This window comes from Streptomyces sp. NPDC102451 (assembly GCF_044765485.1).
Classification (GTDB): Bacteria; Actinomycetota; Actinomycetes; order Streptomycetales; family Streptomycetaceae; genus Streptomyces.
The window spans coordinates 1-24,619 of sequence record NZ_JBIWKD010000027.1; the positions used below are offsets into that span (position 1 = coordinate 1).

23 protein-coding genes, 1 tRNA gene and 1 pseudogene are annotated in these 24,619 nt (G+C 71.1%); 13 read left to right on the forward strand and 12 right to left on the reverse strand.

Annotated elements, in window-relative coordinates:
- Window positions 1–359: 359 nt before the first annotated feature.
- From ACIRD8_RS35300 to ACIRD8_RS35310, 3 genes and pseudogenes are all read right to left on the reverse strand, one after another.
- Window positions 360–509 (reverse strand): annotated as a pseudogene (locus tag ACIRD8_RS35300) (IS5/IS1182 family transposase); the annotation flags it as partial.
- A 175-nt stretch (window positions 510–684) separates the two neighbouring features.
- Window positions 685–1,359 carry an NUDIX domain-containing protein gene (locus ACIRD8_RS35305; RefSeq protein WP_404001089.1) on the reverse strand — a complete coding sequence of 225 codons (675 nt, stop codon included), beginning with the start codon at window positions 1,357–1,359 and terminating at the stop codon, window positions 685–687.
- Window positions 1,356–1,739 (reverse strand): DUF4406 domain-containing protein, encoded by a 384-nt coding sequence (locus ACIRD8_RS35310; protein WP_404001092.1) that lies wholly within the window; start codon window positions 1,737–1,739, stop codon window positions 1,356–1,358. The genes ACIRD8_RS35305 and ACIRD8_RS35310 overlap by 4 nt, the downstream gene beginning before the upstream one ends.
- 55 nt (window positions 1,740–1,794) lie before the next feature.
- Here ACIRD8_RS35310 and ACIRD8_RS35315 point away from each other — a divergent pair, with 55 nt between their 5' ends.
- Window positions 1,795–2,550, forward strand: a complete 756-nt coding sequence (locus tag ACIRD8_RS35315) for a DeoR/GlpR family DNA-binding transcription regulator (protein ID WP_404001094.1) — start codon at window positions 1,795–1,797, stop codon at window positions 2,548–2,550.
- A 171-nt stretch (window positions 2,551–2,721) separates the two neighbouring features.
- Here ACIRD8_RS35315 and ACIRD8_RS35320 read toward each other — a convergent pair.
- A tRNA-Arg gene (locus ACIRD8_RS35320) sits at window positions 2,722–2,794 on the reverse strand.
- A 399-nt stretch (window positions 2,795–3,193) separates the two neighbouring features.
- Window positions 3,194–3,622, reverse strand: a complete 429-nt coding sequence (locus ACIRD8_RS35325; RefSeq protein WP_404001097.1) for a winged helix-turn-helix transcriptional regulator — start codon at window positions 3,620–3,622, stop codon at window positions 3,194–3,196.
- A 251-nt stretch (window positions 3,623–3,873) separates the two neighbouring features.
- Here ACIRD8_RS35325 and ACIRD8_RS35330 point away from each other — a divergent pair, with 251 nt between their 5' ends.
- Both ACIRD8_RS35330 and ACIRD8_RS35335 read left to right on the forward strand, forming a co-directional pair.
- Window positions 3,874–5,361 (forward strand): MFS transporter, encoded by a 1,488-nt coding sequence (locus ACIRD8_RS35330; protein WP_404001100.1) that lies wholly within the window; start codon window positions 3,874–3,876, stop codon window positions 5,359–5,361.
- 15 nt (window positions 5,362–5,376) lie between these two features.
- Entirely contained in the window at window positions 5,377–5,787 is a 411-nt protein-coding gene (locus ACIRD8_RS35335) for a pyridoxamine 5'-phosphate oxidase family protein (protein ID WP_404001102.1), read from the forward strand.
- 106 nt (window positions 5,788–5,893) lie between these two features.
- Here ACIRD8_RS35335 and ACIRD8_RS35340 read toward each other — a convergent pair whose 3' ends face one another.
- Window positions 5,894–6,499 (reverse strand): TIGR03086 family metal-binding protein, encoded by a 606-nt coding sequence (locus ACIRD8_RS35340; RefSeq protein ID WP_404001105.1) that lies wholly within the window; start codon window positions 6,497–6,499, stop codon window positions 5,894–5,896.
- A 59-nt stretch (window positions 6,500–6,558) separates the two neighbouring features.
- On the opposite strand from ACIRD8_RS35340, the gene ACIRD8_RS35345 reads away from it, so the two are divergent.
- The gene (locus ACIRD8_RS35345) at window positions 6,559–7,689 is read left to right on the forward strand and encodes a helix-turn-helix transcriptional regulator (protein WP_404001108.1); all 1,131 of its coding nucleotides are present in this window, start codon (window positions 6,559–6,561) and stop codon (window positions 7,687–7,689) included.
- Window positions 7,690–7,735: 46 nt separating this feature from the next.
- On the forward strand, window positions 7,736–9,454 hold the full coding sequence (locus tag ACIRD8_RS35350) for a class I adenylate-forming enzyme family protein (RefSeq protein ID WP_404001111.1): 1,719 nt from the start codon (window positions 7,736–7,738) through the stop codon (window positions 9,452–9,454).
- Here the strand turns inward: ACIRD8_RS35350 and ACIRD8_RS35355 are convergent.
- A complete protein-coding gene (locus tag ACIRD8_RS35355; protein WP_404001114.1) occupies window positions 9,441–10,715 on the reverse strand; it encodes a M6 family metalloprotease domain-containing protein in 1,275 nt (424 codons plus the stop codon). The two genes, ACIRD8_RS35350 and ACIRD8_RS35355, sit on opposite strands and share 14 nt — an antisense overlap.
- Window positions 10,716–10,966: 251 nt before the next feature.
- Here ACIRD8_RS35355 and ACIRD8_RS35360 point away from each other — a divergent pair, with 251 nt between their 5' ends.
- Window positions 10,967–11,629, forward strand: coding sequence for a TetR/AcrR family transcriptional regulator (locus tag ACIRD8_RS35360; protein ID WP_404001117.1), 663 nt, complete (start codon window positions 10,967–10,969; stop codon window positions 11,627–11,629).
- Window positions 11,630–11,825: 196 nt separating this feature from the next.
- Entirely contained in the window at window positions 11,826–13,346 is a 1,521-nt protein-coding gene (locus ACIRD8_RS35365) for an MFS transporter (protein WP_404001120.1), read from the forward strand.
- A gap of 96 nt (window positions 13,347–13,442) precedes the next feature.
- Here the strand turns inward: ACIRD8_RS35365 and ACIRD8_RS35370 are convergent, their stop codons facing one another.
- Window positions 13,443–13,955 carry a MarR family winged helix-turn-helix transcriptional regulator gene (locus ACIRD8_RS35370; protein WP_404001123.1) on the reverse strand — a complete coding sequence of 171 codons (513 nt, stop codon included), beginning with the start codon at window positions 13,953–13,955 and terminating at the stop codon, window positions 13,443–13,445.
- Window positions 13,956–14,137: 182 nt separating this feature from the next.
- Between ACIRD8_RS35370 and ACIRD8_RS35375 the strand changes: the two genes are divergently transcribed.
- Entirely contained in the window at window positions 14,138–14,920 is a 783-nt protein-coding gene (locus ACIRD8_RS35375) for a dioxygenase (RefSeq protein ID WP_404001126.1), read from the forward strand.
- Here ACIRD8_RS35375 and ACIRD8_RS35380 read toward each other — a convergent pair.
- Window positions 14,868–15,446: a GNAT family N-acetyltransferase gene (locus ACIRD8_RS35380; protein WP_404001129.1), complete on the reverse strand. Its 579-nt coding sequence runs from the start codon at window positions 15,444–15,446 to the stop codon at window positions 14,868–14,870. The genes ACIRD8_RS35375 and ACIRD8_RS35380 overlap by 53 nt on opposite strands.
- A gap of 150 nt (window positions 15,447–15,596) precedes the next feature.
- Here ACIRD8_RS35380 and ACIRD8_RS35385 point away from each other — a divergent pair, with 150 nt between their 5' ends.
- Window positions 15,597–16,598 carry an RNA polymerase sigma factor RpoD/SigA gene (locus ACIRD8_RS35385; protein WP_404001132.1) on the forward strand — a complete coding sequence of 334 codons (1,002 nt, stop codon included), beginning with the start codon at window positions 15,597–15,599 and terminating at the stop codon, window positions 16,596–16,598.
- Window positions 16,599–16,713: 115 nt separating this feature from the next.
- Here ACIRD8_RS35385 and ACIRD8_RS35390 read toward each other — a convergent pair whose 3' ends face one another.
- Window positions 16,714–17,703 carry a helix-turn-helix transcriptional regulator gene (locus tag ACIRD8_RS35390; RefSeq protein WP_404001135.1) on the reverse strand — a complete coding sequence of 330 codons (990 nt, stop codon included), beginning with the start codon at window positions 17,701–17,703 and terminating at the stop codon, window positions 16,714–16,716.
- Between the two features lie 61 nt (window positions 17,704–17,764).
- Here ACIRD8_RS35390 and ACIRD8_RS35395 point away from each other — a divergent pair, with 61 nt between their 5' ends.
- A complete protein-coding gene (locus ACIRD8_RS35395) occupies window positions 17,765–19,339 on the forward strand; it encodes an MFS transporter (RefSeq protein ID WP_404001138.1) in 1,575 nt (524 codons plus the stop codon).
- 48 nt (window positions 19,340–19,387) lie between these two features.
- Here ACIRD8_RS35395 and ACIRD8_RS35400 read toward each other — a convergent pair whose 3' ends face one another.
- A complete protein-coding gene (locus tag ACIRD8_RS35400) occupies window positions 19,388–20,134 on the reverse strand; it encodes a DUF6227 family protein (protein ID WP_404001140.1) in 747 nt (248 codons plus the stop codon).
- A gap of 154 nt (window positions 20,135–20,288) precedes the next feature.
- Window positions 20,289–21,362, reverse strand: a complete 1,074-nt coding sequence (locus tag ACIRD8_RS35405; protein WP_404001143.1) for a P1 family peptidase — start codon at window positions 21,360–21,362, stop codon at window positions 20,289–20,291.
- Between the two features lie 172 nt (window positions 21,363–21,534).
- On the opposite strand from ACIRD8_RS35405, the gene ACIRD8_RS35410 reads away from it, so the two are divergent.
- The 3 genes from ACIRD8_RS35410 (at window position 21,535) to ACIRD8_RS35420 (ending at window position 24,612) form a co-directional block, all read left to right on the forward strand.
- A complete protein-coding gene (locus ACIRD8_RS35410; RefSeq protein ID WP_404001146.1) occupies window positions 21,535–22,410 on the forward strand; it encodes a helix-turn-helix domain-containing protein in 876 nt (291 codons plus the stop codon).
- 173 nt (window positions 22,411–22,583) lie between these two features.
- Window positions 22,584–23,447, forward strand: coding sequence for an ABC transporter ATP-binding protein (locus ACIRD8_RS35415; RefSeq protein ID WP_404001149.1), 864 nt, complete (start codon window positions 22,584–22,586; stop codon window positions 23,445–23,447).
- 100 nt (window positions 23,448–23,547) lie between these two features.
- Window positions 23,548–24,612, forward strand: coding sequence for an iron-siderophore ABC transporter substrate-binding protein (locus ACIRD8_RS35420; RefSeq protein ID WP_404001151.1), 1,065 nt, complete (start codon window positions 23,548–23,550; stop codon window positions 24,610–24,612).
- The last annotated feature ends 7 nt before the right edge of the window (window positions 24,613–24,619 follow it).

Sequence of the window (24,619 nt, forward strand, 5' to 3'; positions counted from 1 at the left end):
ACGCCAACCCCGCAACTACCTGGCCTTTCTCGGCCTCGCCGCCGCCCTTTGCTGCTACAAGCGACTCCTCCGACTCACCACATAGGACACGGTCTTAGTTATTTGGCTGGTTAACGACAAGGCGAGGTGGCCGGTCGTTGCTCGCCCTGCGCGCCCGCCCCTGGTGAACTGCGCGCCGGCGTCGACGCCCGCGCCGGCCGGGCCGACCTGGCTGCGTACAGCACCGCGAAGGCCGGACTCCTGGGCCCCACACGATCCGTCGCCCGCGAACGCTGCGGCGACCCACACTTCTCTGCTCGACAACGACCGTGTGAACATCGGGAAGTAGTCCTGTGCCCGCTGCTGCGGCGGGAACGGCGCCTGGTTCGGCCCAGGGCGAGCAGGGCCTGTCGCGAGGCGGGAAGGCGTCGCCACCGAGTCCCGATCTTCCGCCGCTTGGCTGTCAGCTGTCCGGTTAGGAACCGCAAGGTGCGGCTGGACAGATCAATCGAGGGCGGGTGGACAAGCACGCGAAGCTCCTCGTGGACGCGAGTGATCTTGGTCGAGAACCCGTCTGCCAGGAGCTTCGTCGTTGCGCAGGACTGCCCAACTCGCGGTCAGCACCACCAGCTTGTAAACAGCTCACTTGTGCCGCCCGGGGAAGTCAAACGCTCTGCTGTCCTGGGCGCATCTGGCGACGGTCTTTCAGGCGTTCTGCTGTCGGGCGAAGGGCCCGTGCAGGGCTGCCCATTGCAGGAGCAGGCAGGTCTTGCCGTCGGTGATGCGTCCGTCGCGGGTCATGGTGAGGGCCTCGTCAAAGGGAAGTTCGAGGACTTCGATGTCCTCGCCCTCTTCCTCGAGTCCTCCGCCCGTGCCGGTCCGGTCGGCTGGGGTGTAGGGGGCGGCGAAGAAGTGGAGGCGCTCGGTGACGGAGCCCGGGCTCATGTATGCGTCGAGAACGTGGGTGAGCGGGCCGAGTCTGATGCCGAGTTCTTCGGCGCTTTCGCGGCGGATCGCGGTGTGCGGGTCCTGCGAGTCGAGCAGTCCGGCCGCTGCTTCGATGAGCATGCCGTCGGGGTGGCCGTTCACGTAGGCCGGGTAGCGGAACTGGCGGGTGAGCAGGACGCGGCTGCGTTCGGTGTCGTAGGGCAGGACAACGGCGCCATTGCCACGGTCGTAGGTTTCGCGCTGCTGGGTCTCCCACCGTCCGTCGCGGCGCCGGTAGTCGAAGGTGGTGCGGCGCAGGACGTGCCAGCCCTGGGAGGTGAGTTCGACGTCGCGTATCCGGACGTTGGGGTTGCGGTCGAGGTCGCGTCCGGCGAGGTGGAGACCGGTGCGCCCGCGGTGATCGGGGGTGTCGGCACCAGGGCTGTTCGTCACATGCTCTCCTGCGGGGTGCGGCGCGGGATGTCGGCGACGTCGTTGTAGACGGGGAGGCCGCGGCGGCGAGCGGTGGCGACGTCCTGATCGGCGCCGGCGGATTCGCCCGGCAGGCGCAGTACGGCGTCGCAATGGGCGAGCAGCCGGTCTGCGGTCGGGTAGAGAACCTGGTCGGCCAGGGGGGCGGTGGGGCCCGCACCGGCGGAGCGGAGGACAGGCAGGGCGATCCACTCGCCGATCACCGGGAGATGTCCGGCCGCGAAGACGGGCCAGGCCGCGGTTTCCAGGCGGGCGAGGTTGGCGGCCATGGCTTGCGGGTCGCCGTCAGTGCCGGAGCGGTAGGGGCCTGCGATGAGAATGAGCATCGGCTTGTCGGTCATGACGGCTAAGATACATGCAGAATCGTGCAGAAACATGAAGGAACGTGAGACGTGCATGCTGGCTGCTGAACGACGCGAGCACTTGCTCAACCTGCTCGCACGCACGGGAAAGGTCGTGGCCAAGGACGTCGCCGTCGAACTGGGCATTTCTGAGGACAGCGTGCGGCGTGACCTTCGCGATCTCGCCGCCGAGGGATTGTGCCAGAGGGTGTACGGTGGCGCGCTGCCCGCGTCTCCCGCAGTGGCGGGCTACGACACCCGGCAGACGGTGGCCCCGGACGGCAAGCGGAAGGTCGCCTCAATGGCCGCCGCGCTGGTGCGGCCGGGCGGCTCGGTGATCCTGGACGGCGGCACCACCGCCCTTGCTGTGGCGCGGGCCTTCCCGAAGGACCTCGTCTGCACGGTGATCACTCACAGCCCGACGATCGCCACGGCTCTGATCGACCACCCAGGGGCGGATCTCTTCCTCCTCGGCGGGCGCGTCTTCAAGCACTCGGCGGTCACCTGCGGCGCTGCTGCGGTCGAGGCCGCGCAGAACGTCTCCGCCGACTTGTGTCTGCTGGGCGTCACCGGCGTCCACCCCGAGGCGGGACTGACCACGGGGGACGCCGAGGAGGCTGCGATGAAGCGGGCCCTGTCCGCGCGGGCCGCGGACACCTACGTCCTCGCCTCCCGCGAGAAGATCGGTACCGCCTCGCCGTACCGCGTCCTGCCGTGGGACAAGATCACCGGGCTGATCACCGACGCCGACCCTCACAACGCGGTCATCGAGCAGCTCAAGACACTCGGCGTGGAGATCCTCGTGGCCTGATCAGAGCCGCATTCGGCATCCCGGACGACCGGCAGGAGCGTCCGCTGAAGTGCTGGGACCGTAGCCGTCCGCTCACGCACCGCTCACGCAAACGGCCCCGGACGAGAAGTCCGAGGCCGAGTTAGACGCCTCCCTGGGGGATAAACCCCAGGTCAGAGCGGTAACGCGTTGTGCCCCCGGCAGGATTCGAACCTGCGACACCCGCTTTAGGAGAGCGGTGCTCTATCCCCTGAGCTACGAAGGCGGGGCTTGCCGAAACCTTGCCGGAAACCCCGTGGGGAACTCCGGGCGGAGTGCGACGAGCGCCCTGGTCAAGCGGCCTTCTGGCGGTGACGGGGCAGGGGTCCGGAGGGACACCTTCCCGAGCAGGCGCACTGGCAGGTCGACTGACCGCTGACAGCGTAGCTGATGGGGGTCGCGGAGGTCGCCCCCGTTGTCGCCATGCGCGGCCGTGGGTTCATGGCATGACTTCTGAACTGGGACGTTCTCCATGGGGCATGCAGGGCTGGAGCGGGACTCGCAAGGTGAGCGGTGCTCGTGGACGCGCCCGGCTTCCCGCCCGCGTGGATGATCAGCGGCGCGGCGGCGTCGTCCGGCGGGGCAATCGCGGAGATGGATCGTAGGGCGCCGTCGGCCCGACCCCTCAGTGGCCGCGGCCGGAGGCCTTCTCCTCCGTGGTGTCGAACTCCTGCCGTGCCTGCTCGACGCGCGGCAGGTTGTCGGCGGACCAGTCGGCGAGGTGCGCGAAGAGCGGCGCCAGGCTGCTCCCGAGCTCGCTGATCTCGTACTCCACCCTGGGGGGCACCTCGGGGTGGTAGGTGCGCAGGACCAGCCCGTCGCGCTCCATCTGCCGCAGGCGCTGGGTGAGCACCTTCGGGGTGATCGTGCCGATGTTGCGCTGCAGTACGACGAAGCGCTGGCGGCCGAAGGCGTGGAGCGTCCACAGGATCGGCGTCGTCCACCGGCTGAAGACGATGTCGAGCACCGGGGCGATTGGGCACGCCTGCACCGAGGACACCCCGTGCGCGGGGGCGGTCCCGGGGGTGCCCGGCAGTGCGGTGCTGGTGTTCATGCGAGCCCTTCGGATAGTCACTTTCCTCTAGGTACCTACTTTACTCAGGATGCTAGCTTCCTGGAAGACGCCACAGAGCACCGCCGTCGTCACCGACAGTCAGCCATGCCGTTCTCTCCGCGCCACCGGGCTCCGCCCCGGCTCCACCGCTCCGGGCACCACCCGGGACCACCGGTTCCACCCGGTCCACAGGCTTCCTCCGCTCTCTGCGTCCGTCCCCTCATCCGTTCCGCGTTCTCGTAGGAGTTGTCATGTCAGTCCAAGAGTCCCCGAGCACATCCGCAGTGAAGCCGGACGGAGGGCCCGCCCACCGCCCCGGCCTCATCCTGGCCTTCCTCTGCCTGGCCGGCTTCATGACGTTCCTCGACGTGTCGATCGTGAACGTCGCCCTCCCCACCATCGAGGACGAGCTCCACATCTCCCAGACGGCTCTGCAGTACGTCGTCACCACGTACGGCATGCTCCTCGGCGGTTTCCTGCTGCTGACCGGCCGGCTCGCCGACACCCTCGGCCGCCGCCGGATGCTCCGGACCGGTCTGGTCCTCTTCGCCGTGTCCTCACTGCTCGCGGGCCTGGCGCAGAACTCCGCCATGCTGATCGGCGCCCGTGCCGGGCAGGGTCTGGCCGCAGCCTTCATGGCCACCGCCGCACTCAGCCTGCTGACGAACAACTTCGAGGAGGGCCCGGCGCGCAACAAGGCGCTCGGTGTGTGGGGCGCGCTCAGCGGGGTCGCCGCCGTCGCCGGTGTCACCCTGGGCGGGCTGCTCACCGACGGGCCTGGCTGGCGCTGGATCTTCTTCATCAATGTGCCGATCGGTATCGTCGGCGCCGTCATCGCCCCGATGATCGTCGGTGAGAGCCGCTCCGCCGAGCGCACCCGCAGCTTCGACGTCGCGGGCGCCGTCGTCCTCACCGCCGGTCTGATCCTGCTGATCTTTACTCTCGGCCAGACCGTCGACGACTCCGACGTCCCCATGGCCCGTATCTACGGCGGGTTCGCCCTCTCCGCACTGTTGCTGGTCGGCTTCCTGCTCATCGAGCGCCGCGCGGCCGCCCCGCTGATGCCGCTCGGTGTCTTCCGCCGCCCGTCCCTGCGCGCCGCCAACATCATCGCGATCCTGCTCCTGGGCACCTGTGTCAGCCTGTTCTTCTTCGCCAGCCTCTTCATGCAGCAGGTGCTCGACTACTCGGCCGTCACCACCGGTCTCGCGTACGTCCCCCTCGCCCTGACCACCGCGGTCGGCGCGGGCATCGCCTCCCAGGTCGTCACCAAGGTCGCCGCCAAGCCGGTCCTGATGACCGGTCTGACGCTGGTCGGCACCGGCATGCTCCTGCTGTGGAGGGCACCGTCCGACGCGGCCTACCTCGTCGACCTGCTGCCCGCGTTCATCATCTGCGGCCTCGGTCTGGGCGCCTCCTTCGTGCCGCTCCAGATCTCCGCCTTCGCCGGCTCCGAGGAGCACGAGTCGGGTCTGGCCGCCGGCCTCATCAACACCTCCCAGGAGATCGGCGGCGCCCTCGGCCTCGCCGTCGCCGCCACCTACGCCTTCCGCCGGATCGACGAGCTGGAGGCACAGAGCAAGGGCGTCCCCGAGCTGGTCGACCAGGCCCGCACCACGGTCTTCCACGACGCTTTCCTCATCAGCGCCGGATTCGCAGCGGCCGGCCTCCTGGTCACCCTGGTGCTGCTGCCGCTGACCAGGGCCAAGGACCTGCCCGCCGGCGCCCCGGTCGCCTGAGGAACGGAACATGCCATGACGCAGGCACAGACACAGACACAGACACCAGCACTGTCCGCCGAGGCGCAGGCGTTCCTGACGGAGAGCCACCTGTGCACCTTCACCACCCTCCGCCCCGACGGCAGCCCGCACACGGCGCCGGTCCGCTTCACCTGGGACAAGGACACGGGCCTGGCCCGGGTCATGACCACGGTGGCGCGGCGCAAGGCCAGGAACGTGCTGGCCCGGCCGGGCGGCCGGGTCTCGGTCTGCCAGACGGCCGGCTGGCGCTGGATCACGCTGGAGGGCACGGCGACGGTCTCCACCGACCCGGCCCGTGTGGCGGAGGGCGTACGCCTCTACACCCGGCGGTTCTGGTCGCCGCCGCCCCGGCCGCCGGGCCTCGCGGTCATCGAGATCCGGGTCGACCGGGTGCTCGGCGGCTGATCCGGGAGACGAGGGCGCCGCCTGCCACCCACACCGGTGATCCGGCCCGGTCGGAACAGGCGAAGGGGCCGCCGTCCCAGGACGGCGGCCCCTCCCTTCCGGCGTGTCAGGGACGGCGGCCGTACCAGCCGACCAGCCTGTCGATGGCGGGAGCGTCCTCGGGCACCTCGACCACCGGTCCGAACGGGACCTGGCCACCACGCGGTTCGGCCGGCACGGCACGGCGCATCACCGCCAGCGGCGCGGCGAGCAGCTCCGGGGTCCACAGCGGGCTCTGGCCCGTGGCCTCGGCGATGTCCCAGGTGTGCAGCACGAACTCGTTCGTGTAGATCACCGAGGCGACCGCGCCGGGGACCGGACCCCACGGCAGGGCGATCTGCCGGTCCAGGACCGCCGGGTCGGACCACACGGCGTCGAACTCCTTGGCCGCCGCGGTCCAGGCCTCGGCCCACGCGCCGTCGGCGACGTCGGGGGCGAGGTTCGGGACGCTCATGAAGGAGCCGCCGCTGCCGAGCACGGTGACGCGCCGCAGGACCGAGACCAGGTGGTTGGCGAGGTCGCGGACCGAGTACTCGGGACAGGGCGTGCCCTGGTCGTACTGGTCGGGGCGGATGGCGGCGAGGACTCCGGTGGCCAGCTCGACTGCCTTGAAGAGGCCGCCGCGGGGGTCGGCGGGCGGACGGGTGTCGGAAGCATGCGCGGTATCAGTCATCACTTCATCTTCCTTATGAAACAGGTCATCTCATGGCCTATTAGAAAGAGCTGGACAGAATGAAGGCAGACCGTCTGGTGGCGACCCTGCTCTTCCTCCAGGCCCGTGGACGCGTGACGGTGCGTCAGGTGGCGGAGGAGCTCGAGGTCTCCGAGCGCACGGCCCGGCGTGACCTGGAGGCGCTGTCCGCCGCCGGTGTCCCCGTCTACTCGCAGCGCGGACGCGGCGGGGGATGGAGCCTGGTGGGTGGCGCCCGTACCGATCTCACCGGCTTCACCCAGCGGGAGATCGGGGCACTGTTCCTGGCGGCGGGCCCGCTGTCCGCCTCGCCCGAACTCCGCGCCGCTCTGCGGAAGCTGGTGCAGGCCGTGCCCGCCCCGATGCGGACGCACGCCGAGGCGGCGTCCAAGGCGCTGGTCGTCGACGGTCTCGACTGGTCGCGGGCGGCGGTGCGGACCGCGGGCGGACCGCACCACCACGCCCTGGAGCAGGCGGTGCTGGACCGGGTGCGCATCACCGTCGGGTACGCGGACGAGGGCGCCCCGGGCCAGGAGCGGACCGTCGATCCGCTGGGCCTGGTCTGCAAGGCCGGCCGCTGGTACACGGTGGCCGCCGACGGGGAGGGGCTGCGCTCCTTCCTGCACACCCGGGTCACCTCCGTCACCGTCACGGGCGAGCCCGCCCGGCGGCCGGAGGGCTTCGACCTGGCCGAGGCCTGGCATGAGCTCGCGGCCGAGGCCGAGCGCCGGCTGCGCGCCACCACCGTGCGCGCCGCCGCCGAGCCCGCCGCCGTGCCGGGGCTGCGTGAGCTGCTGGGCGACCGGCTCCGTACGGGGGAATCACGCCCCGACGGGCGGTGTGACATCGAGGCCTACGGTCCGTCCGTCGAGACCCTGGTCGCGCAGCTGGCGGGCGCCGGAGCGGGCGTCGAGGTGCTCGGACCGCCCGAGGCGCGCGCCCGTCTGGCGAGGCTCGGGCAGGAGCTCGCCGCCGCCCACGGCAGGGGGCCGGCCGGCGCGATGCCGGCAGGCGGTGAGAGTGCGGATCACCGCCCGGGCCGAGCGCGGCCTGCCGGCCTTCCGGTGGGGGAACGTCCGTACGAGGGACGGTGGCCGCACTCTCCGGGGGCCGCGGCCACCGGCCCGTTCCCGCTCCCGTCGCCGGTTGACGGGGCCGGGGTGCGGGCATAGCGTCGCCGGGTCCCTGAGCCAGTCCGCAGTGCGTGGGAGGCCGTTCGTGCCGCACATCGACCCGAGCAGTTCACCCGACCCGGCGGCCCTCGCCCGTATCGAGGCATCACTGACCGCCCCCGGGGCACCCTTCGCCGTGGTGCGGGCGGAGCACGGCCCCCTCATCTACGCGAACGGCCCCCGCACCCTGCGGGAGTTCGTGGAGACCACCTGGGCCTTCGGTGACCAGCCGTTCCTGATCTCGGGCGAACGGACCTGCTCGTACGGCGAGTTCTTCGCGGCCGCGTCCTCGCTGGCCCGCCGGCTCACCGAGTCGTACGGGCTGCGCCCGGGGGAGCGGGCCGTGGTGGCGATGCGCAACCACCCCGAGTGGCAGATCGCCTTCTGGGCGGCCCAGCTGGCCGGGCTCGTCGCCGTACCGCTCAACACCTGGTGGGCCGAGGGGGAGTTCGGCTACGCCCTCGACGACTGCGAGCCGTCGGTGCTGCTGGTCGACGGGGAGCAGCTGCCGAAGGTGGCGGGCTGGGCCGGTAAGGCGGGGGTGCGCCTCGTCGCCTTCCATGCCGAGGGTGAGCTGCCGGCCGGGGCCGAGCGGTACGCGGATCTGCCGGAGCCCGATCCGTACGCCGCGCCGCCCGAGGCGGAGATCAGGCCCGAGGACGACGCCACGATCATCTACACCTCGGGCACCACCGGCCGGCCCAAGGGCGCCGTGGCCACCCATCTCGCGCAGGCGGGCGCGGCGCTCAACCCGCGCTACCAGGCCGCCGCCTCGGCGCTGGGCCGTGGGGTCGTCCCGGGCCAGGGGCCGTCGCCGGTCACCCTGATGACGTTCCCGTTCTTCCACGTCGCGGCGTTCACCAGCCTGTACGCGGCGATGGCGGCGGGCGGCACCCTCGTCCTGATGCCGAAGTGGGACGCCGACGAGGCCCTGCGGCTGATCCGCAGGCACGGGGTCACCCACTACGCGGGCGTTCCGGCCACCGCGCTCCAGCTGCTCGCGGCGGCGGACCGCGCGGACGACGGTCTGGAGAGCCTGAAGGGGCTGAACACCGGTGGCGCGGCGGCTCCGCCGGACCTGGTCGCCCAGCTCACGGCGCGGCACGGCGAGCGGATCGAGCCGCGCAACGGCTACGGCCTGACCGAGACCAGCGGCGGGGTGCTGGCCGCCTTCGGCGCCGCGTACCGGGCGCACCCGGACTCCGTCGGCACCCCGACTCCGGTCACCGAGGTACGGATCGCGGGCACGGCGGGCGAGGCGCTCCCGGACGGCGAGCCCGGCGAGCTGTGGTTGCGCGGGCAGTCCCTGGTCCGCGGCTACTGGCGCGACGAGGAGGCGACGGCAGAGGCGTTCACCGGCGGCTGGTTCCGTACGGGCGATCTCGCCGTGGTCCGGGACGGCCGGGTGGCGGTCGTGGACCGGATCAAGGACCTGGTGATCAGGGGCGGCGAGAACGTCTACTGCGTGGAGGTCGAGGCCGCCCTGCACGACCACCCGGACGTCGAGGACGCGGCGGTGCTCGGCGTCCCGCATCCGGTGCTGGGCGAGGAGGTCGCCGCGGTCGTCCGGGTCCGCCCGGACTCCGCCGTCACGGCGGACGCGCTGCGGGCGCACGTGGGCCGGGGTCTGGCCGCGTTCAAGGTCCCGGCCCATGTGCTGGTGACCCGGGAGCCGCTGCCGCGGAACGCCACGGGGAAGATCCTCAAGCGGGAGCTGCGCGGCGTGGTCGAGCAGTACGCGCGAGACGGCCTCACTGCCGGGTGATCCGCACCCGGTAGTTCCCGTCCGCGTCCTTCTCCAGCACGGAGACGCGTATGCCGTCGGCCCGGTCGGTGAACGTCTCACCGGGTTCGAACGGGGCGTCGGAGAGCTCGGCGTGGACGTTCGGCCGGCGGGTGCAGCCGCCGCTGTCCTCGGTGCTGTCCTCGACGGAGACCGGGCCCTGCCCGGTGTCCACGTCGGAGGTCACCTTGTAGATGAGGACGCCGGGCCGGCAGACCGCGTCGTCGTTGCCCCCGGCGGTCCGTACCTCGATCGCGTAGCCGGACTCGGCGCTCACCGGCACGAAGACCAGCTTCGGGCCGCCCGCCGTGGCCAGCGGTCCGAGGGTGTGCTCGCTGGTGCCGGGCATGGCGGCGCAGCTGATCTGGTCGTTGTCCAACCAGCCGAGCTTCCACTTGTGCCAGCCCAGGAGGTCGTTGTTGGCCCCCCAGTCCTCGGACATGATGTCCCAGTGCCCCACGGAGCCGCCGCCCTCCATCGTGTAGAGGTCGGGCAGCCCGAAGACGTGGCCGTTCTCGTGGGGCAGGACCCGGTAGCCGGTCTCCGCGTACGATCCCGAGCCGTCGTCCTGGCGGCTGTAGACGAAGGACGTGTTGGCGAGCGGGGTGCCGTCGGCGAACGGGGCGTCGTCGTTGCCGGAGAAGGTCACGGACAGGACGGTGTCCAGCGCTGAGGGTCCGGCGTTCGGGGTGACCAGCACGTTGACCAGGTCGTACGCCGAGAAGTCGACCTTCGGATCGGCGACGGTCACCAGGTCCTTGACCATCTTGCGGTAGCCCGGTTCGTACGGTGAGCCGCGCTCGATGCCGTACTCGGAGAACGGCAGCGGCATCCGCAGCCAGTCCTTCACGGGCGCTTCGGGCAGATAGGTCAGGCGGCCGTAGGAGCTCGTACGGAACCAGTCGGAGGTCTGCGGGAAGAACTCCGCGAGCCGGTCCGCCGCCGGTTCCGTGGCCTGCGCGTCGGGGAAGTCGATCATCAGGTTGAGGGCTCTGACCCGGCCGGTGGAGCGTGCGTAGCCGGGCGGGGTCGGCATGCCCTCCGACATCTGTACGCCCATGGCCGTGGGTATTCGGCACGGCGCGAGCCCGGTTCCGCGCGGGGCGGCCGGCCCGGCGGAGGCGCGGCTGGCGATGGGGAGGGTGGAGCTGGCCGAGGCCATCGTCGCGATGACCAGGGCCGTCGCTCCGGCGAGTGCGAGGGGCCGGCGGCATCCGCGTATCCGGTGGCGGGGCTGCTGCATAGGGCTCGCCTTCGGTCCGCGGCAGCCGGCCGGCCCTGACTGCGCTCTGGCGATCAGCCTCTTCCGGGTGGTGGGGGACCGCTCGCTGGGTGCGCCGATGGAGGGTTTCCGCCGCCCGGATGTTGTGATGCAGGTCACATAAGCGGGGGAAATATCCGGGGAGCCTCTCCCCGTTTGCATCTGTGTCCCCATGAAACGGGGATGCGGTCCCCGGTTCGCCGGAGGGCCGGTCACACACCGGAAGGGAAGCCGTGAAGTCCGTCGCCGACATCGCCGCCTGCGCCGCACAGCGCCGTACGTCCCGCCCGCGGGCCGACGCGCTGCGCAACCGGGAGCGGATCGTGACGGCCGCGCGCGAGATGTTCGTCGAGTTCGGGCCGGACGTGCCGCTCGACGAGATCGCGCGCAGGGCCGGGGTCGGCAACGCCACGCTCTACCGGAACTTCCCCGACCGTGCGGCTCTGGTCCATGAGGTCGTCCTCGCCGTCACCTCCCGCACCACCGACCGGGTGGAGGAGGCCGTCGCGGCCGAGTCCGACCCGTTCGCCGCCCTCAGTCGCTTCGTGCACGCGGCGGCCGACGAACGGATCGGTGCCCTGTGCCCGATGCTGTCCGGCGGCTTCGACACCGACCACCCCGAACTGCTCAGCGAGCGCCGTCGCCTCGAAGAGGCCGTCGAAGGGCTCGTGGAGCGTGCCATGTCCGCAGGGAGGCTGCGCACCGACATCGCCGTCGGTGACGTACTCGTCGCCCTCTCCCAGCTCACCCGGCCGCTGCCCGGCATCGCCTGCCTGGACATAGACCGGTTCACCCACCGCCATCTGCAGCTCTTCCTGGACGGCCTGGAGGCCCCGGCCCGCTCCGAGCTGCCCGGATCGGCGGCGACCTTGGAGGACCTGCGCAGCGGGCGCTGACGTCCGCGCACCGGAGAAACGACCCACAGACCTTCAGCGGGCAGCCCTCGGCGGCCCCACCACAGCCCTGAAGCCGGCCCGGACCTGACGCGTCCGGCCGTCGGCACCGTTCGCCCTTTCCCGGTTCCGCGGACGGGTCCTTCCACGGCCCGTTCACCGAACTCGCAACTCTTCGTGTCCTTAGGTGGCTACTCCCATGTCGAAAACAGCCGGCACCCTTCCGGATCCCAGCCGCTGGAAAGCGCTGGCGTTCATCGCCCTCGCCCAGCTGATGGTCGTGCTCGACGCGACCATCGTGAACATCGCCCTGCCCTCCGCCCAGACCGACCTGGGCATCTCCGACGGCAACAAGCAGTGGGTCATCACGGCCTACGCCCTCGCGTTCGGCGGGCTCCTGCTCTTCGGCGGACGCATCGCCGACCTGTGGGGCCGCAAGCGCACCTTCGTCGTGGGCCTGCTCGGCTTCGCCGCGGCCTCCGCGCTCGGCGGCGCGGCCCAGGGCGAGGCGATGATGTTCGGCTCCCGCGCCCTGCAGGGTGTCTTCGGCGCGCTGCTCGCGCCGGCGGCCCTCTCCCTGCTCGCCGTGATGTTCACGGACGCCAAGGAGCGCGCCAAGGCCTTCGGCATCTACGGGGCCATCGCCGGTGGCGGTGGCGCGGTCGGCCTGATCCTGGGCGGATTCCTGACCGAGTACCTGAACTGGCGCTGGACCTTCTTCGTCAACATCCCGTTCGCGATCATCGCCGCCGCGGGTGCCTACTTCGTCATCCGTGAGCCGGCCGGCGGCCGCAACCGCTCGCCGCTCGACATCCCCGGTGTCGTCCTGTCCACGCTGGGCCTGGTCTCGCTGGTCTACGGCTTCACCCGCGCCGAGTCGGCCGGCTGGTCGGACTCCCTGACCATCGGCATGTTCGTCGCGGCGGCCGTGCTGCTGCTGGCCTTCGTGGTCACCGAGTCGCGCGTGAAGTCGCCGCTGCTGCCGCTGCGCGTCCTGACCGAGCGCAACCGTGGCGGGGTCTACCTCTCGCTGGGTCTCGCGATCATCGCGATGTTCGGGCTCTTCCTCTTCCTGACGTACTACCTCCAGGTCGTGAAGGGCTACACGCCGGTCAAGACCGGCTTCGCGTTCATGCCGATGATCGTGGGCATGATCACCGGCTCCACGCAGATCGGTGCCCGGCTGATGACCCGGGTCCCGCCGAGGCTGCTGATGGGCCCCGGCTTCCTGGTGGCGGCCGTCGGCATGCTGCTGCTGACCCAGCTGGACATCGACACCTCGTACGCGGCCGTCATCCTGCCGGGTCAGCTGCTGCTCGGCCTGGGCATGGGTACTGCGTTCATGCCGGCCATGTCGCTGGCGACGCACGGCATCGAACCGCGTGACGCGGGTGTGGCCTCCGCGATGGTGAACACCTCGCAGCAGGTCGGCGGGGCCATCGGTACGGCGCTGCTCAACACCATCGCCGCCGGTGCCACCACCGCGTACATCGCCGACCACGTGGCCGGTGCGAGCGACCCGAAGCTGCTCCAGCTGCAGGCCATGGTCGCCGGTTTCGCGAGCGCCATCTGGTGGGCGGTCGGCATCCTGGTCGCCGCCTCGGCGATCGCGATGACCCTGATCAACACGGGCCGTCCGGGCTCCGGCGCCGTCAGCGGCTCGGGGGACCTGGCGGACGGGGCCGAGGACGAGTTCAAGATCCCGGTCGTCGCCCACTGAGCGGAGCGCCGGGCCGTCCGGTGCGACACGCACCCGGCCCGGCGCCGAGCCGCCCGAAGGCCCGCGAAGGGTTCTTCTTCTCTGCCCTGGTTCCGCTCAGCGGAGCCAGGGCAGATCCGCGTCCGTACCCTCCGGCTGCAGGCCGGCGGCGATGACCCGCATGATCTCGCCGAGGCTCTGCACCTGCTGGGGGCTGAGCCGGGCGAACATCGCCTGGCGCACGGCCTCGACGTGCCCCGGTGCGGACCGCGCCAGCATGGCGTGGCCCTCGTCGGTGAGGATCGCGTTCTGGCCGCGCTTGTCGGAGGGACAGTCCTCGCGGCGTACCCAGCCGTTCTTCTCCAGCCGGGCGACGGCGTGCGAGAGGCGGGAGCGGGTGATCTTGGCGTCCTTGGCCAGCTCGGTCATGCGCTTCCGCCGCCGGGGCGCCTGGGAGAGGTGGACGAGCAGCCCGTAGTAGACGTGCGGCATGCCGGCATCGCGCTGCAACTGGCGGTCGAGGTGGTCCTCCAGGAGCGTGGTGGCGTGGAGGTACGCGCCCCACACGCTCTGTTCTTCGTCGGTGAGCCACCGGGGCCCGCCGGGGGATGCCGTGGTCATGTACTCCACTGTACGACCTTTTCTTGAAAGTTGAACTAGATAGAGCTAAGGTCTCCGGTAGTTGGAACTTGAAGATTCAAGGACCTGTGTCCGAAGAGCCGGTCCGCCGAATTGCCTGTGCTCACGCAGGTGCCGTTCCCGGTACCTGTACAGAACACACATACCTTGATCGGCGGAGGAATGGGAGCGTCATGACAGTCACCGCGGAACGCATGCCCGCCCTCTACCTGTCCCACGGCGCGCCGCCGCTCGCGGACGACCCGGTCTGGCCCGGGGAGCTGGCCGCCTGGTCGGCGGGGCTGCCGCGCCCCAAGGCGATCCTGATGGTCTCCGCGCACTGGGAGGAGGCCCCGCTCGCCCTGGGCGCCACCGAGACAGTGCCGCTCGTGTACGACTTCTGGGGCTTCCCGGAGCACTACTACGCCGTGCGGTACGCCGCCCCGGGCGCCCCGCAGCTCGCGGACGACGTGCGCAAGCTGCTGCGCGGCGCCGGGACCCCGGTCCAGGACATCCCCGACCGGGGCCTGGACCACGGGGCGTACGTGCCGCTGGTCGAGATGTTCCCGGCCGCCGACATCCCCGTCCTCCAGATCTCGATGCCGACGCTCGACCCGCAGAAGCTGATGGCCATAGGGCGCAAGCTCGCCCCCCTGCGCGACGAGGGCGTGCTGATCGTCGGGAGCGGCTTCTTCACGCACAACCTGGCGGCGCTGCGGCACGCCGGCCCGGCTGCGCCCGGCTGGTCGTCGGAGTTCGACGACTGGGGGCACCGCGCGCTCCAGGCCCAGGACATCGACGCCCTGCTGGACTTCGAGCACGCGTCACCGGCGGGCAAGCTGGCGCATCCCCGTACCGAGCACTTCGCACCGCTGTTCGTCACTCTCGGCGCGGCCGAGGGCGAGCTGGATCAGGGGCGCAGTGTCATCGACGGCTTCTGGATGGGTCTGGCGAAGCGCTCGGTGCAGTTCGGCTGAGCAGCGGCTTCTCGTACCAGGACACGTCCCAGTACCGGCCGAACTTCCGGCCCACCTCCGTGTACGTGCCGACGTGCCGGAAGCCGAACGCGTCGTGCAGCCGGACCGACGGCTCGTTCGGCAGGGCGATCGCGGCGTAGGCGCGGTGGAGGTCCTCGCCGGCCAGCGCCTCGAACAGCTCCTTGTAGAGCAGCGTGCCGATGCCGCGGCCGGTCGTGCCGGGGGCGCAGTACACGCTCACCTCGACCGACGTGCCGTAGGCCGCCTTGGGGCGGTAGGGGCTGCTGGTGGCATAGCCGAGGACATGCGGGGCGTTGTCCCGGGTACCAGGGTCCAGAGCAACCAGGAGCCGGTGGGGGCCGTCCTCCGGATGGGAGCGCAACCAGGGGAGGCGCTGGTCGCGGGTGAAGGCAACCGTGTCGAAGGTGAGCGCGGTCTCACGGACGTAATGGTTGTAGATGTCCGTCAACGCCTCCAGGTCGGCCTCCGTGCCCGGCCTGACCTGCACTTCTGTGGGTATCTGCACCTTGTGTCCTCGTCTTGCGGGCGACAGGGTACTGCATGATCTCAAAAGTGAATGGTCCCCGTGGGAATTCTGTCCGGATTCCAGTCGTTGTTTCCATCGGATGCAGGGCACCCGGGAGGGTGTCGCGACCTACTCAGCAAGGGAGCACGCATGGCAACCCGTGCCGTCGCCCGTCGTTCGTCCGCCAGCACCGGCGGGACCGACCGGGCAAACAGTGTTCGCGCCGTGGGCGGGGAGATCGCCGATCGCGACCTGGTCGGCATGTACCTGGACGAGATCGCTCGCACACCGCTGCTCGACGCCGCGAAGGAGGTCGAGCTGTCCCAGACGATAGAGGCGGGCGTCTACGCCCAGCAGATCCTCGCGGGCGAGGTGGAGAGCGAAGCCGGCGGAGCGAAGCGTGAGGAGCTGGAGGCGCTGGTCGCCGAGAGCGAGCGCGCCAAGGACATATTCATCCGCTCCAACCTCCGCCTCGTCGTTGCCGTGGCCAGGCGCTACCCGAGGGCGGGCCTGCCCCTGCTCGACCTGATCCAGGAGGGGAACGCGGGCCTGGTGCGCGCGGTCGAGAAGTTCGACTACGCCAAGGGCTTCAAGTTCTCGACGTACGCCACCTGGTGGATCCGGCAGGCCATCACCCGTTCCATCGCCGACCAGTCCCGCACGATCCGGCTCCCCGTGCACCTCGTGGAGGAGCTCGGCAGGATCAGGCGTGTGCAGCGCGAGTTCAACCGTGAGCACGGGCGCGACCCGGACCACACGGAGATCGCCTCCGAGCTCGACTCCAACGCCGAGCGCGTCGGCAACGTCCTGGACTGGGCCCGTGACCCGGTCAGCCTGAACATGTCCGTGGACGACGACGGCGACACGCAGTTCGGGGACCTCCTGGAGGACACCTCCGCCGTCTCGCCCGAGCAGTCCGTGATGACTCTGCTGCGCAGCGAGGAGCTGGAGGACCTGATCGGCAAGCTCGACAACCGCACCGCCTCCATCATCAAGATGCGGTACGGCATCGAGGACGGCCGTGAGCGGACCCTCACCGAGGTGGGCAAGCAGCACGGTCTGACACGGGAGCGGATCCGCCAGATCGAGAAGCACGCACTGCTCGAATTGAAGCGAATGGCTCACGACACGGGCTTTGACGCTGCGGCGTGAGCGAATAACCCGTAATCTCCCCATCAAGCCGGTTCGCACCGGCCCGACGACCGGTCTCCTTCCGGTCCCCTGAGCTGAGTCCCGGCGCCCACCCCCCCCCGGCGCCGGGGCTCATTCATGTCCGCTCCTCCACCGGCCCCGGCGAAGCGGCGCGCGTCAGGCGCGCGCCCAGGGCGCTGAGGTGCTCCACCAGGTGGGCGGGCCCGTGCACCTCGAACTCGCAGTCCACGAGCGCCAGCCGCAGTGCGACCCACTCCAGCGAGTCCACGGAGACCGTGCGCAGCCGGCAGCTCTGCTCGCCCGTCGGCTCCACCGCGCCGAGCGCCGCCGGCAGTCGTGCCGTCACGAAGCCCGCCGGGGCCCGGAAGGTCACATCGAGGCGCAGCTCGGGCTGCGTGCGCGACATCGACCGGGTGAAGAACTCCGCGGCGTCCCCGCTCCCGGTGGGCAGCTCGCGCGGGGTGAAACGGGATCCGGTGGCGAGCGGGTCGCTCACCCGGTCCACCCGGAAGGTCCGCCAGTCCTCGCGGTCCAGGTCGTACGCCACGAGGTACCAGCGGCTTCCCGTGCTCACCAGCCGGTACGGCTCGGCCTGCCGCTTGGAGGCGGTGCCGTCCCCCGAGCGGTAGGCGAAGCGCAGCCGTTCCCGCCCGGTGACCGCCGAGGCGATCGCCGTGAGCGTGCGGGGGTCGATGGTCGAACCGTCGCCGCGGGTGAGCGGCACGGTGGCGTTCTGCAGGGAGGAGACCCTGTGCCGCAGCCGCGACGGAAGCACCTGCTCCAGCTTGGCCAGGGCCCGTACGGACGCCTCGTCGACGCCCTCGATGGCGTGACCGGCCCCGGCCCGCAGCCCCACCGCGATGGCCACCGCCTCCTCGTCGTCCAGGAGGAGCGGCGGCATGGCGGAGCCCGCGACCAGGCGGTAGCCGCCGACCGAACCGCGCGACGCCTCGACCGGATAGCCGAGGTCACGCAGCCGGTCGATGTCGCGGCGGATGGTGCGCGGGGTGACGTCGAGCCGGCCGGCGAGCTCGCTGCCCGGCCACTCGCGCGGCGTCTGGAGGAGCGACAGCAGTTTCAGCAGTCGTGCCGGGGTGTCGGTCATGGGTCCAGGATGCCCGCCCATTAGGTCATTAACTGACCTGTTGGACCTCTAGCTTCCTCCCATGACTTCATCCGAATCCCTGCCGGGCACGGCAGCCGCCCGCACGGCACCGACCGGGCCGGCCACGCCGCAGGACCCGGCGGACCGGCGCCGCTGGTTCGCGCTCGCGATCGTGATGACCGCGGCCTTCATGGACCTGGTCGACGTCACGATCGTCAACATCGCCATCCCGAGCATCACGCGGGACACCGGCGCCTCGTTCACCTCGATCCAGTGGATCACCGCCGGATACGCGCTGGCCTTCGCCGCCGGGCTGATCACGGGCGGCCGGCTCGGTGACATCCACGGCCGCAAGCGGCTCTTCCTGATCGGCATCGCAGGCTTCACGGTCGCCTCCGCCCTCTGCGGCTTTGCCGTGAACCCGGAGATGCTGGTCGCCTCGCGCATCCTTCAGGGGGCGATGGCCGCGCTGATGGTGCCGCAGGTGCTGTCGATCGTGCACGCCACCTTCCCGGCGCACGAGCGCGGCAAGGTCTTCGGTCTCTTCGGGGCGATCGTCGGGCTCGGTGCGGTGTCCGGGCCGCTGCTGGGCGCGCTGCTCACCGAGTGGAACCTCTTCGGTCTCGAATGGCGGCCGATCTTCCTGATCAACCTCCCGGTCGGCATCGCCGGACTGCTGCTCGGCCGGAAGTTCATCAGCGAGTCCAAGGCCCCGAAGGCACTCCGGCTGGACCTGGCCGGTGTGGCCCTGGTGACCCTCGGCCTGCTCATGCTGCTCTACCCGCTGACCCGGGGGCGCGAGCTGGGCTGGCCGCTGTGGGGGCACCTGTCGATGGCCGCCAGTCTCCTGGTGTTCGCCGCGCTCGTCGTGTTCGAGCGCCGGAAGGCGGACCGGGACGGCTCCCCGCTCATCGAACTGTCGCTGTTCAGGGTGAAGAGCTTCGCGGCCGGCACCGCCGTGCAGCTGACCTTCGGTATCGCCCTGGGGATCTTCTTCCTGGTCTGGACGCTCTACCTGCAGATGGGGCTCGGCTGGAGCGCGCTGCGGGCCGGTTCGACGGGCATCCCGTTCTCGATCGCCGTCTCGGGCGCCGCCGGCATCTCCGTGCAGAAGCTGGTGCCCCGCTTCGGCCGCAAGGTGCTGCAGGCGGGCGCCCTGCTGATGATCGCCGGGCTGCTGCTCTACATCTGGGAGGCCGGACGGTACGGACTGGGGATCAGCCCCTGGCAGATGGCACTCCCGCTGGTCGTCATGGGCGTGGGCATGGGGCTGATCGTGGCTCCGCTGACCGACGCGGTGCTCTCCGGAGTGCCGAAGGAGCACTCCGGCTCGGCATCCGGGCTGATCAACACCGTCCAGCAAATGGGTACGGCACTGGGGCTCGGCCTCGTCTCGGTCGTCTTCTTCGGCGCGATCGGCGACCGGCTGCCGCAGGAAGCGATGGGCGCGGCGTTCGTGGACGCGTTCCAGCAGTCGCTGTGGTGGGTGGCCGGGGTGCTCGCGGTGATCTTCCTCGTGATGTTCGCCCTGCCGGCCCGGCCCCGGGTGCATCTGGAGGGCGGCGGCGAGGACGACGCGGCCCCCGGGGAGCCGCAGGACGACGGGACCCGCAAGGAGCCCGCACTGACGGGCTGACTCGCCGACGGGCTGAACCGCACGGCTGGGCCGGACCGGACGGCCGGGTCAGCAGATCCGGGTGCGGTCCTCCATGGCCAGACGCGCGGCCTGCTCGTCGTCGTACACCTCGCACATGTGACGGCCGTCGGGTGTGGCCGTGTGTTCGACCTCCCACAGGCTGGTCTCGCTGCCGTCCAGCAGGAGGAAGGCGTGCTCGTACAGCGTGAACCCGGCGTCCCGTCCGTCCACGTGGTACTGGCGGCCGAAGACCTGGGTGATGTGGTGGGCGAAGGCGGCCCGGAGGAGCCCGGCCGTCGCTGCGCCCGGCCGGTCGCCGTTCTCCGCGCGGCGCAGGACGCGGCGGGCGTGGTCCGCCGAATTGTCCGGGGCGTACATGCGGGGCAGCGGGGCCGGGGGGACGCTCATCAGCAGGGTGAGCGCCTCCAGGTCCTCCCGCAGGCTGTCGTCACCGAGGGCCGGGGTGTCCCAGAAGCTGCCCGCGAGGCGGGCGGCGGCGAGCTGTGCGTCGCCCTCGTCGTCGTACAGCTCGTGACGGCGAGGGGCCGGGACGTCCCTGCCGCCGCCGTGGATCAGCTCCCACAGGGTGAGCGTGGTCCCGTCGGAGAGCAGGTAGGTGTGCCGGTAGGTCTCGCGGTGCAGTACGGAACTGTGGTGGGACGAGTGCAGGGCGGAGCTGTGTGCCAGCGCCGTCCCGAGCCGGCCGACCGTGCTGTCGGAAAGGTCGAAGGAGTTCAGGGCGCATCGCAGGAGTCGCTCGAGGTGCTGCTCGGTTGTCTCGTACGGATCGCTCAAGGTGCTGTCTCCAGGCCGTCGCCGCGTGTTACCTGATGCGTGCATAACGTAGTCCCTGGGTCTGACATCGTGACCGGGGTTCGCAAAAAACGTACCGCGCACGCAGAAAGTTCCCCGGCTCTCCGGGACAGGACGCAAGAGGTTCCCGGCCTCTTCAGGATGCGCCGTAGAGCTCGCTGTACGAGGGGAACGTGCCTCCGGGGCCGTCGGCGCCCCGGGCCGCCCTGACGGCCTTCACGATGGCGCGGGCCAGGGCGTCCGCCCCTGCCGCCAGGACGGCGTTGAGCGCGGCGGTGGGTTCCGCGGGCAGGGGCAGCCGGCCGGTGGAGAGGGCGAAGACGGTGTCCCCGTCGGTGAGCAGGTGAACCGGCCGGACGGCGCGCGCCAGCCCGTCGTGCGCCGTGCCCGCGAGCTTCTGCGCCTGGGCGCGGGTGAGGGCGGCGTCGGTGGCGACGACGGCGATCGTGGTGTTGAAGACCCCGCCGGCCTCTTCCTCCCGGCTTCCCCGTGCGCCCCGGATCCCGGCCAGCCGCCGGCGCGCGGCCTCGTGCACCGCGGGCGCGGGGTGCGCGGGCGGCTCTCCCGCGCCGTACTCCCCGTACAGCACCCCGGTCACCGGATCGAGGACGGAGCCCGCCGCGTTGACGACGACGAGCGCGGCGACCGTGGCCCCGGAGGGCAGGCGCACGCTCGCCGTACCGACACCGCCCTTGAGCTGCCCGGCCACCGCTCCCGTACCGGCGCCCACCGAGCCCTCGGGGACCTGTGCGCCCGGCTCGGAAGCGGCTGCGGCCGCCACGGCGGCACGGCCGGTCGAGGCGTCGGGGCGGGCCCGCCAGTCGCCGCCGCGGCCCAGGTCGAAGAGGCAGGCCGCAGGCACCACCGGCACCACCTGGGAGGGGTCCGGGCCGACCTGGACGCCGCGCCCCTGCTCCTCCAGCCAGGCCATCACGCCGGAGGCCGCGTCGAGTCCGTACGCGCTGCCGCCGGTCAGGACGACCGCGTCGATCCGCTGCACCAGATTGCGAGGGTCGAGTGCGTCCGTCTCCCTGGTGCCGGGGCCGCCCCCGCGTACGTCGACGGCGGCCACGGCCCCGCCTTCGGGGGCGAGGACCACGGTGGTCCCGCTCAGCGCGCCCTCGCCCGGCACCCGGGCGTGCCCGACGCGGATCCCGGCCACGTCCGTCAGCGCGTCCAGCGGTCCCTGGCCCGGCAGTTCCTCGGTCATGGCGAGCTCCTCGTGAGTGCGGGGGTGCCGTGCACCGCGAACGTACAGGTGCAGGCGGGGGAAGTGGGGCGGGCCGGGAACGCACCACGCGGGCGCTCCCCGAACCGCTCGCCCGTCCGTCGCGGCCCGTGGGCCTCCCGGTCCGACGGGGGTCCCGGATAGACTCGCCCGTATGGTCCGACCGTCCCGTGGCGACGCGCGCCCCGGGATGTGGAGGCGCGAGGCGGGCACTGTCGTGCGCCGGGTGGAGCCGCTCGCCGAGGAGGCCACGGCACCTTTCGCCATCATCGCGGGGCTGCGGATACCCCCTGTTCCCACCGAGTGGGCACCCCACGCGCACGCCCTCCACGAGCTCGTCTGGGTACGCGGGGGGACGCTGACGTCCCGCGTGGAGGACCGCGTCTTCACCGTGTCCGAGGGGCACGGGCTGTGGATGCCCGCGGGGCTGGTGCACGGCGGCAGGGCGACGGCCGGCGCCGAGTTCCACGACGCGTTCTTCGTCCCCGGCCGTGTGCCGATCGCGTTCGAGGAGCCGCAGGCGATCGCGATGACGCCGCTGCTGGAGTCACTCCTGTCGCATCTGTCCCGTACGGACCTCGACGAGGCGGCCAGGACGCGGGCCGAGTCGGTCGTGTTCGACGTGCTCCAGCCCTCGGAGCGCCAGTTCGTGCTGCCGCTGCCCGGCGACGCCCGGATCGACGCCATCGCGGAAGCCCTGCTGGACGATCCCGCCGACTGCCGCTCGCTGGAGGAGTGGGCGCGGCGGCTGGGGGTGAGCGAACGCACGATCACCCGCGCGTTCCGCCATGCGACGGGCCTGTCCTTCGCGCAGTGGCGGCAGGTGCTGCGGGTGCACCGGGCGCTGACGCTCCTCTCCGAGGGGTTCGACGTGACGAACGTCTCCGAGATGCTCGGCTATGCGCAGCCCAGCACCTTCATCGCCTCTTTCCGGCGGGTCATGGGCACCACACCGGGCGCTTACTTCGAGACGGCCGACGGTTCTCCCGAGGATGTCCGGAATCCCGTATTGCCTGTCCAAAACTCCTGATTGCCGACAGGACAAGCGGAACATACCCTTCTCGGAGTTAGGCAACCCTTAGTTCTTGCTCGCCGTGCGTGGTTCTCCGTTTCTCCGTGCGTGGAGGAGTCCGCTGCCCGGCCGGTGAAAGCCGGACGGAGGGTGCCCGCAGTCCCTGCCCCTCCGAGCGTCCGGACCCACCGATGTTCACAAGCACCTCCCGGCGAGCCGGTCGCCCCGCGGCCGACCCCGCCACGCCGGTGGCCGCCCTCAACGGGCACGACCTGGTCCTGCGGTACAACGGCACACCGGTCGTCCACGGCGTCTCGATCGCCCTGGAGCCAGGCCGGGCGACCGCTCTGGTGGGGCCGAACGGCAGCGGGAAGTCCACGCTGCTGCGCGCGCTCTCCCGCCTGCACCGGGTGGACGGCGGCCGGGTGACGCTCGGTACCCCCGGCGAATCCTCCGAGCGTGACGCGGCCCTGCTCAGCGCCCGTCACTTCGCCCGCGAGGTCACGCTGTTCTCCCAGTCGAGGCCGTCGCCCCAAGGGCTGACGGTCGCGGAGGTCGTGGCGTTCGGACGCCACCCGTACCGGCGGGGCTTCGCCGGACCGACCGCCGAGGACCGGAGCGCCGTCGACCGCGCCATGGGCGTGACCGGCGTGCGGGACATGGCCGGCCGGCCGGTCGGGGAACTCTCCGGCGGGGAGATGCAGCGCGTCTGGCTCGCGGCCTGCCTGGCCCAGGACACCGGCGTCGTACTGCTCGACGAACCGACCAACCACCTGGACCTGCGCTACCAGATCGAGACGCTCGACCTGGTGCGCGATCTCGTCGAGGAGCACGGCATCGCGGTCGGGATCGTGCTGCACGACCTCGACCAGGCGTCCCGCGTCGCGGACACGCTGGTCCTGATGCGCTCCGGCCGTGTGCACGCGGCGGGCGCACCCGCCGACGTCCTCACCGCGCAGAACATCGGCGACGTCTACGACATCCGCGTCGAGGTCGGCGTCGATCCCCGTACGGGCCGCCTCCGCATCGACCCGATCGGGCGCCACCCCGGCTGAACCGGTCGTACGGCGCCCCGCGCAACGCACTCCAACGCATGTCAATGCATCTCGACGCATCTCGATACTTCGCTTCGCATCGTAAGAAAGAGGATCCTCCATGAACCGTGCCCATCGCCTGGCGGCGTCAGCCTCCACAGGGCTCATAGTCCTCGCCGCAACGGCCTGCGGCACGACCACCGTCGACAAGGCCGGAGCCGGCAGCAGCGCCAGCGCGTCGCCCGCCTCGGAGAGCTGCGCCGACGACACCACGACCACCTCGACGAAGCCGGTCTCCTTCAAGGACGGCGTGGGCCGACAGGTGAAGCTCGACAAGCCCGCCAAGCGGATCGCAGTCCTGGAGTGGCAGCAGGTCGAGGACGCGCTGACGCTGTGCGTCACCCCGACCGCGGTCTCCGACGCGAAGGGATACAGCACCTGGGTCAGCGCGGAGAAGCTGCCCGGTGGCGTGACCGACATCGGCACCCGTGAGGAGCCCGATCTCGACACCCTCTACGCGGCGAACCCCGACCTCATCGTCGTGGAGGCGTTCGACGCCGACGACGAGACCCTCGCCAAGCTGGAGAAGCGAGGCGTCCCCGTGATGGCCACGCGGGGCGCGAACCCGAAGGACCCGATCGGGAACATGCGCGAGGTGTTCAGCATGATCGGTGAGGCGACGGGACGCACCGAGCGGGCCGACCAGGTGCTCAAGGAGTTCGACGACCACCTCGCGACGGCGAAGAAGCAGGTCACCGACGCCCAACTGCCGACGAAGGACTTCCTGTTCTTCGACGGATGGCTGGAGGGCGGCAACCTCACCGTCCGCCCCTACAGCAAGGGCGCCCTGTTCACCGAGATCGGTGAAGAGCTCGGCATGAAGTCCGCGTGGACCGACGACGTCAACAAGGCCCACGGTGACGGGGGCGTCGATCCCTCCTACGGCCTCGCGCAGACCGACGTCGAGGGACTCACCTCGGTGGGCGACGCCAACCTCTTCTACGCCAACGACGAAGGCGCCGGCGGGTACGTCGCCGCGATGGAGAAGAACCCGCTCTGGAAGAGCATGCCGGCCGTGAAGGAAGGCCGCGCGCACGCGTTCCCGGCACGGGTGTGGGGCGCCGGCGGTCCGCGCTCCTGCGAGCAGGCGATCGACGCGTACGTCGACGTACTCGACAAGAAGTGAGCAACAA

Bases quoted from the DNA above. Each gene is read 5' to 3' on its own strand.
- ACIRD8_RS35310 (WP_404001092.1), bottom strand. From the start codon at position 1,739: ATGACCGACAAGCCGATGCTCATTCTCATCGCAGGCCCCTACCGCTCC.
- ACIRD8_RS35315 (WP_404001094.1), top strand. From the start codon at position 1,795: ATGCTGGCTGCTGAACGACGCGAGCACTTGCTCAACCTGCTCGCACGC.
- ACIRD8_RS35325 (WP_404001097.1), bottom strand. From the start codon at position 3,622: ATGAACACCAGCACCGCACTGCCGGGCACCCCCGGGACCGCCCCCGCG.
- ACIRD8_RS35330 (WP_404001100.1), top strand. From the start codon at position 3,874: ATGTCAGTCCAAGAGTCCCCGAGCACATCCGCAGTGAAGCCGGACGGA.
- ACIRD8_RS35335 (WP_404001102.1), top strand. From the start codon at position 5,377: ATGACGCAGGCACAGACACAGACACAGACACCAGCACTGTCCGCCGAG.
- ACIRD8_RS35340 (WP_404001105.1), bottom strand. From the start codon at position 6,499: ATGACTGATACCGCGCATGCTTCCGACACCCGTCCGCCCGCCGACCCC.
- ACIRD8_RS35345 (WP_404001108.1), top strand. From the start codon at position 6,559: ATGAAGGCAGACCGTCTGGTGGCGACCCTGCTCTTCCTCCAGGCCCGT.
- ACIRD8_RS35355 (WP_404001114.1), bottom strand. From the start codon at position 10,715: ATGCAGCAGCCCCGCCACCGGATACGCGGATGCCGCCGGCCCCTCGCA.
- ACIRD8_RS35365 (WP_404001120.1), top strand. From the start codon at position 11,826: ATGTCGAAAACAGCCGGCACCCTTCCGGATCCCAGCCGCTGGAAAGCG.
- ACIRD8_RS35375 (WP_404001126.1), top strand. From the start codon at position 14,138: ATGACAGTCACCGCGGAACGCATGCCCGCCCTCTACCTGTCCCACGGC.
- ACIRD8_RS35385 (WP_404001132.1), top strand. From the start codon at position 15,597: ATGGCAACCCGTGCCGTCGCCCGTCGTTCGTCCGCCAGCACCGGCGGG.
- ACIRD8_RS35390 (WP_404001135.1), bottom strand. From the start codon at position 17,703: ATGACCGACACCCCGGCACGACTGCTGAAACTGCTGTCGCTCCTCCAG.
- ACIRD8_RS35395 (WP_404001138.1), top strand. From the start codon at position 17,765: ATGACTTCATCCGAATCCCTGCCGGGCACGGCAGCCGCCCGCACGGCA.
- ACIRD8_RS35405 (WP_404001143.1), bottom strand. From the start codon at position 21,362: ATGACCGAGGAACTGCCGGGCCAGGGACCGCTGGACGCGCTGACGGAC.
- ACIRD8_RS35410 (WP_404001146.1), top strand. From the start codon at position 21,535: ATGGTCCGACCGTCCCGTGGCGACGCGCGCCCCGGGATGTGGAGGCGC.
- ACIRD8_RS35415 (WP_404001149.1), top strand. From the start codon at position 22,584: ATGTTCACAAGCACCTCCCGGCGAGCCGGTCGCCCCGCGGCCGACCCC.
- ACIRD8_RS35420 (WP_404001151.1), top strand. From the start codon at position 23,548: ATGAACCGTGCCCATCGCCTGGCGGCGTCAGCCTCCACAGGGCTCATA.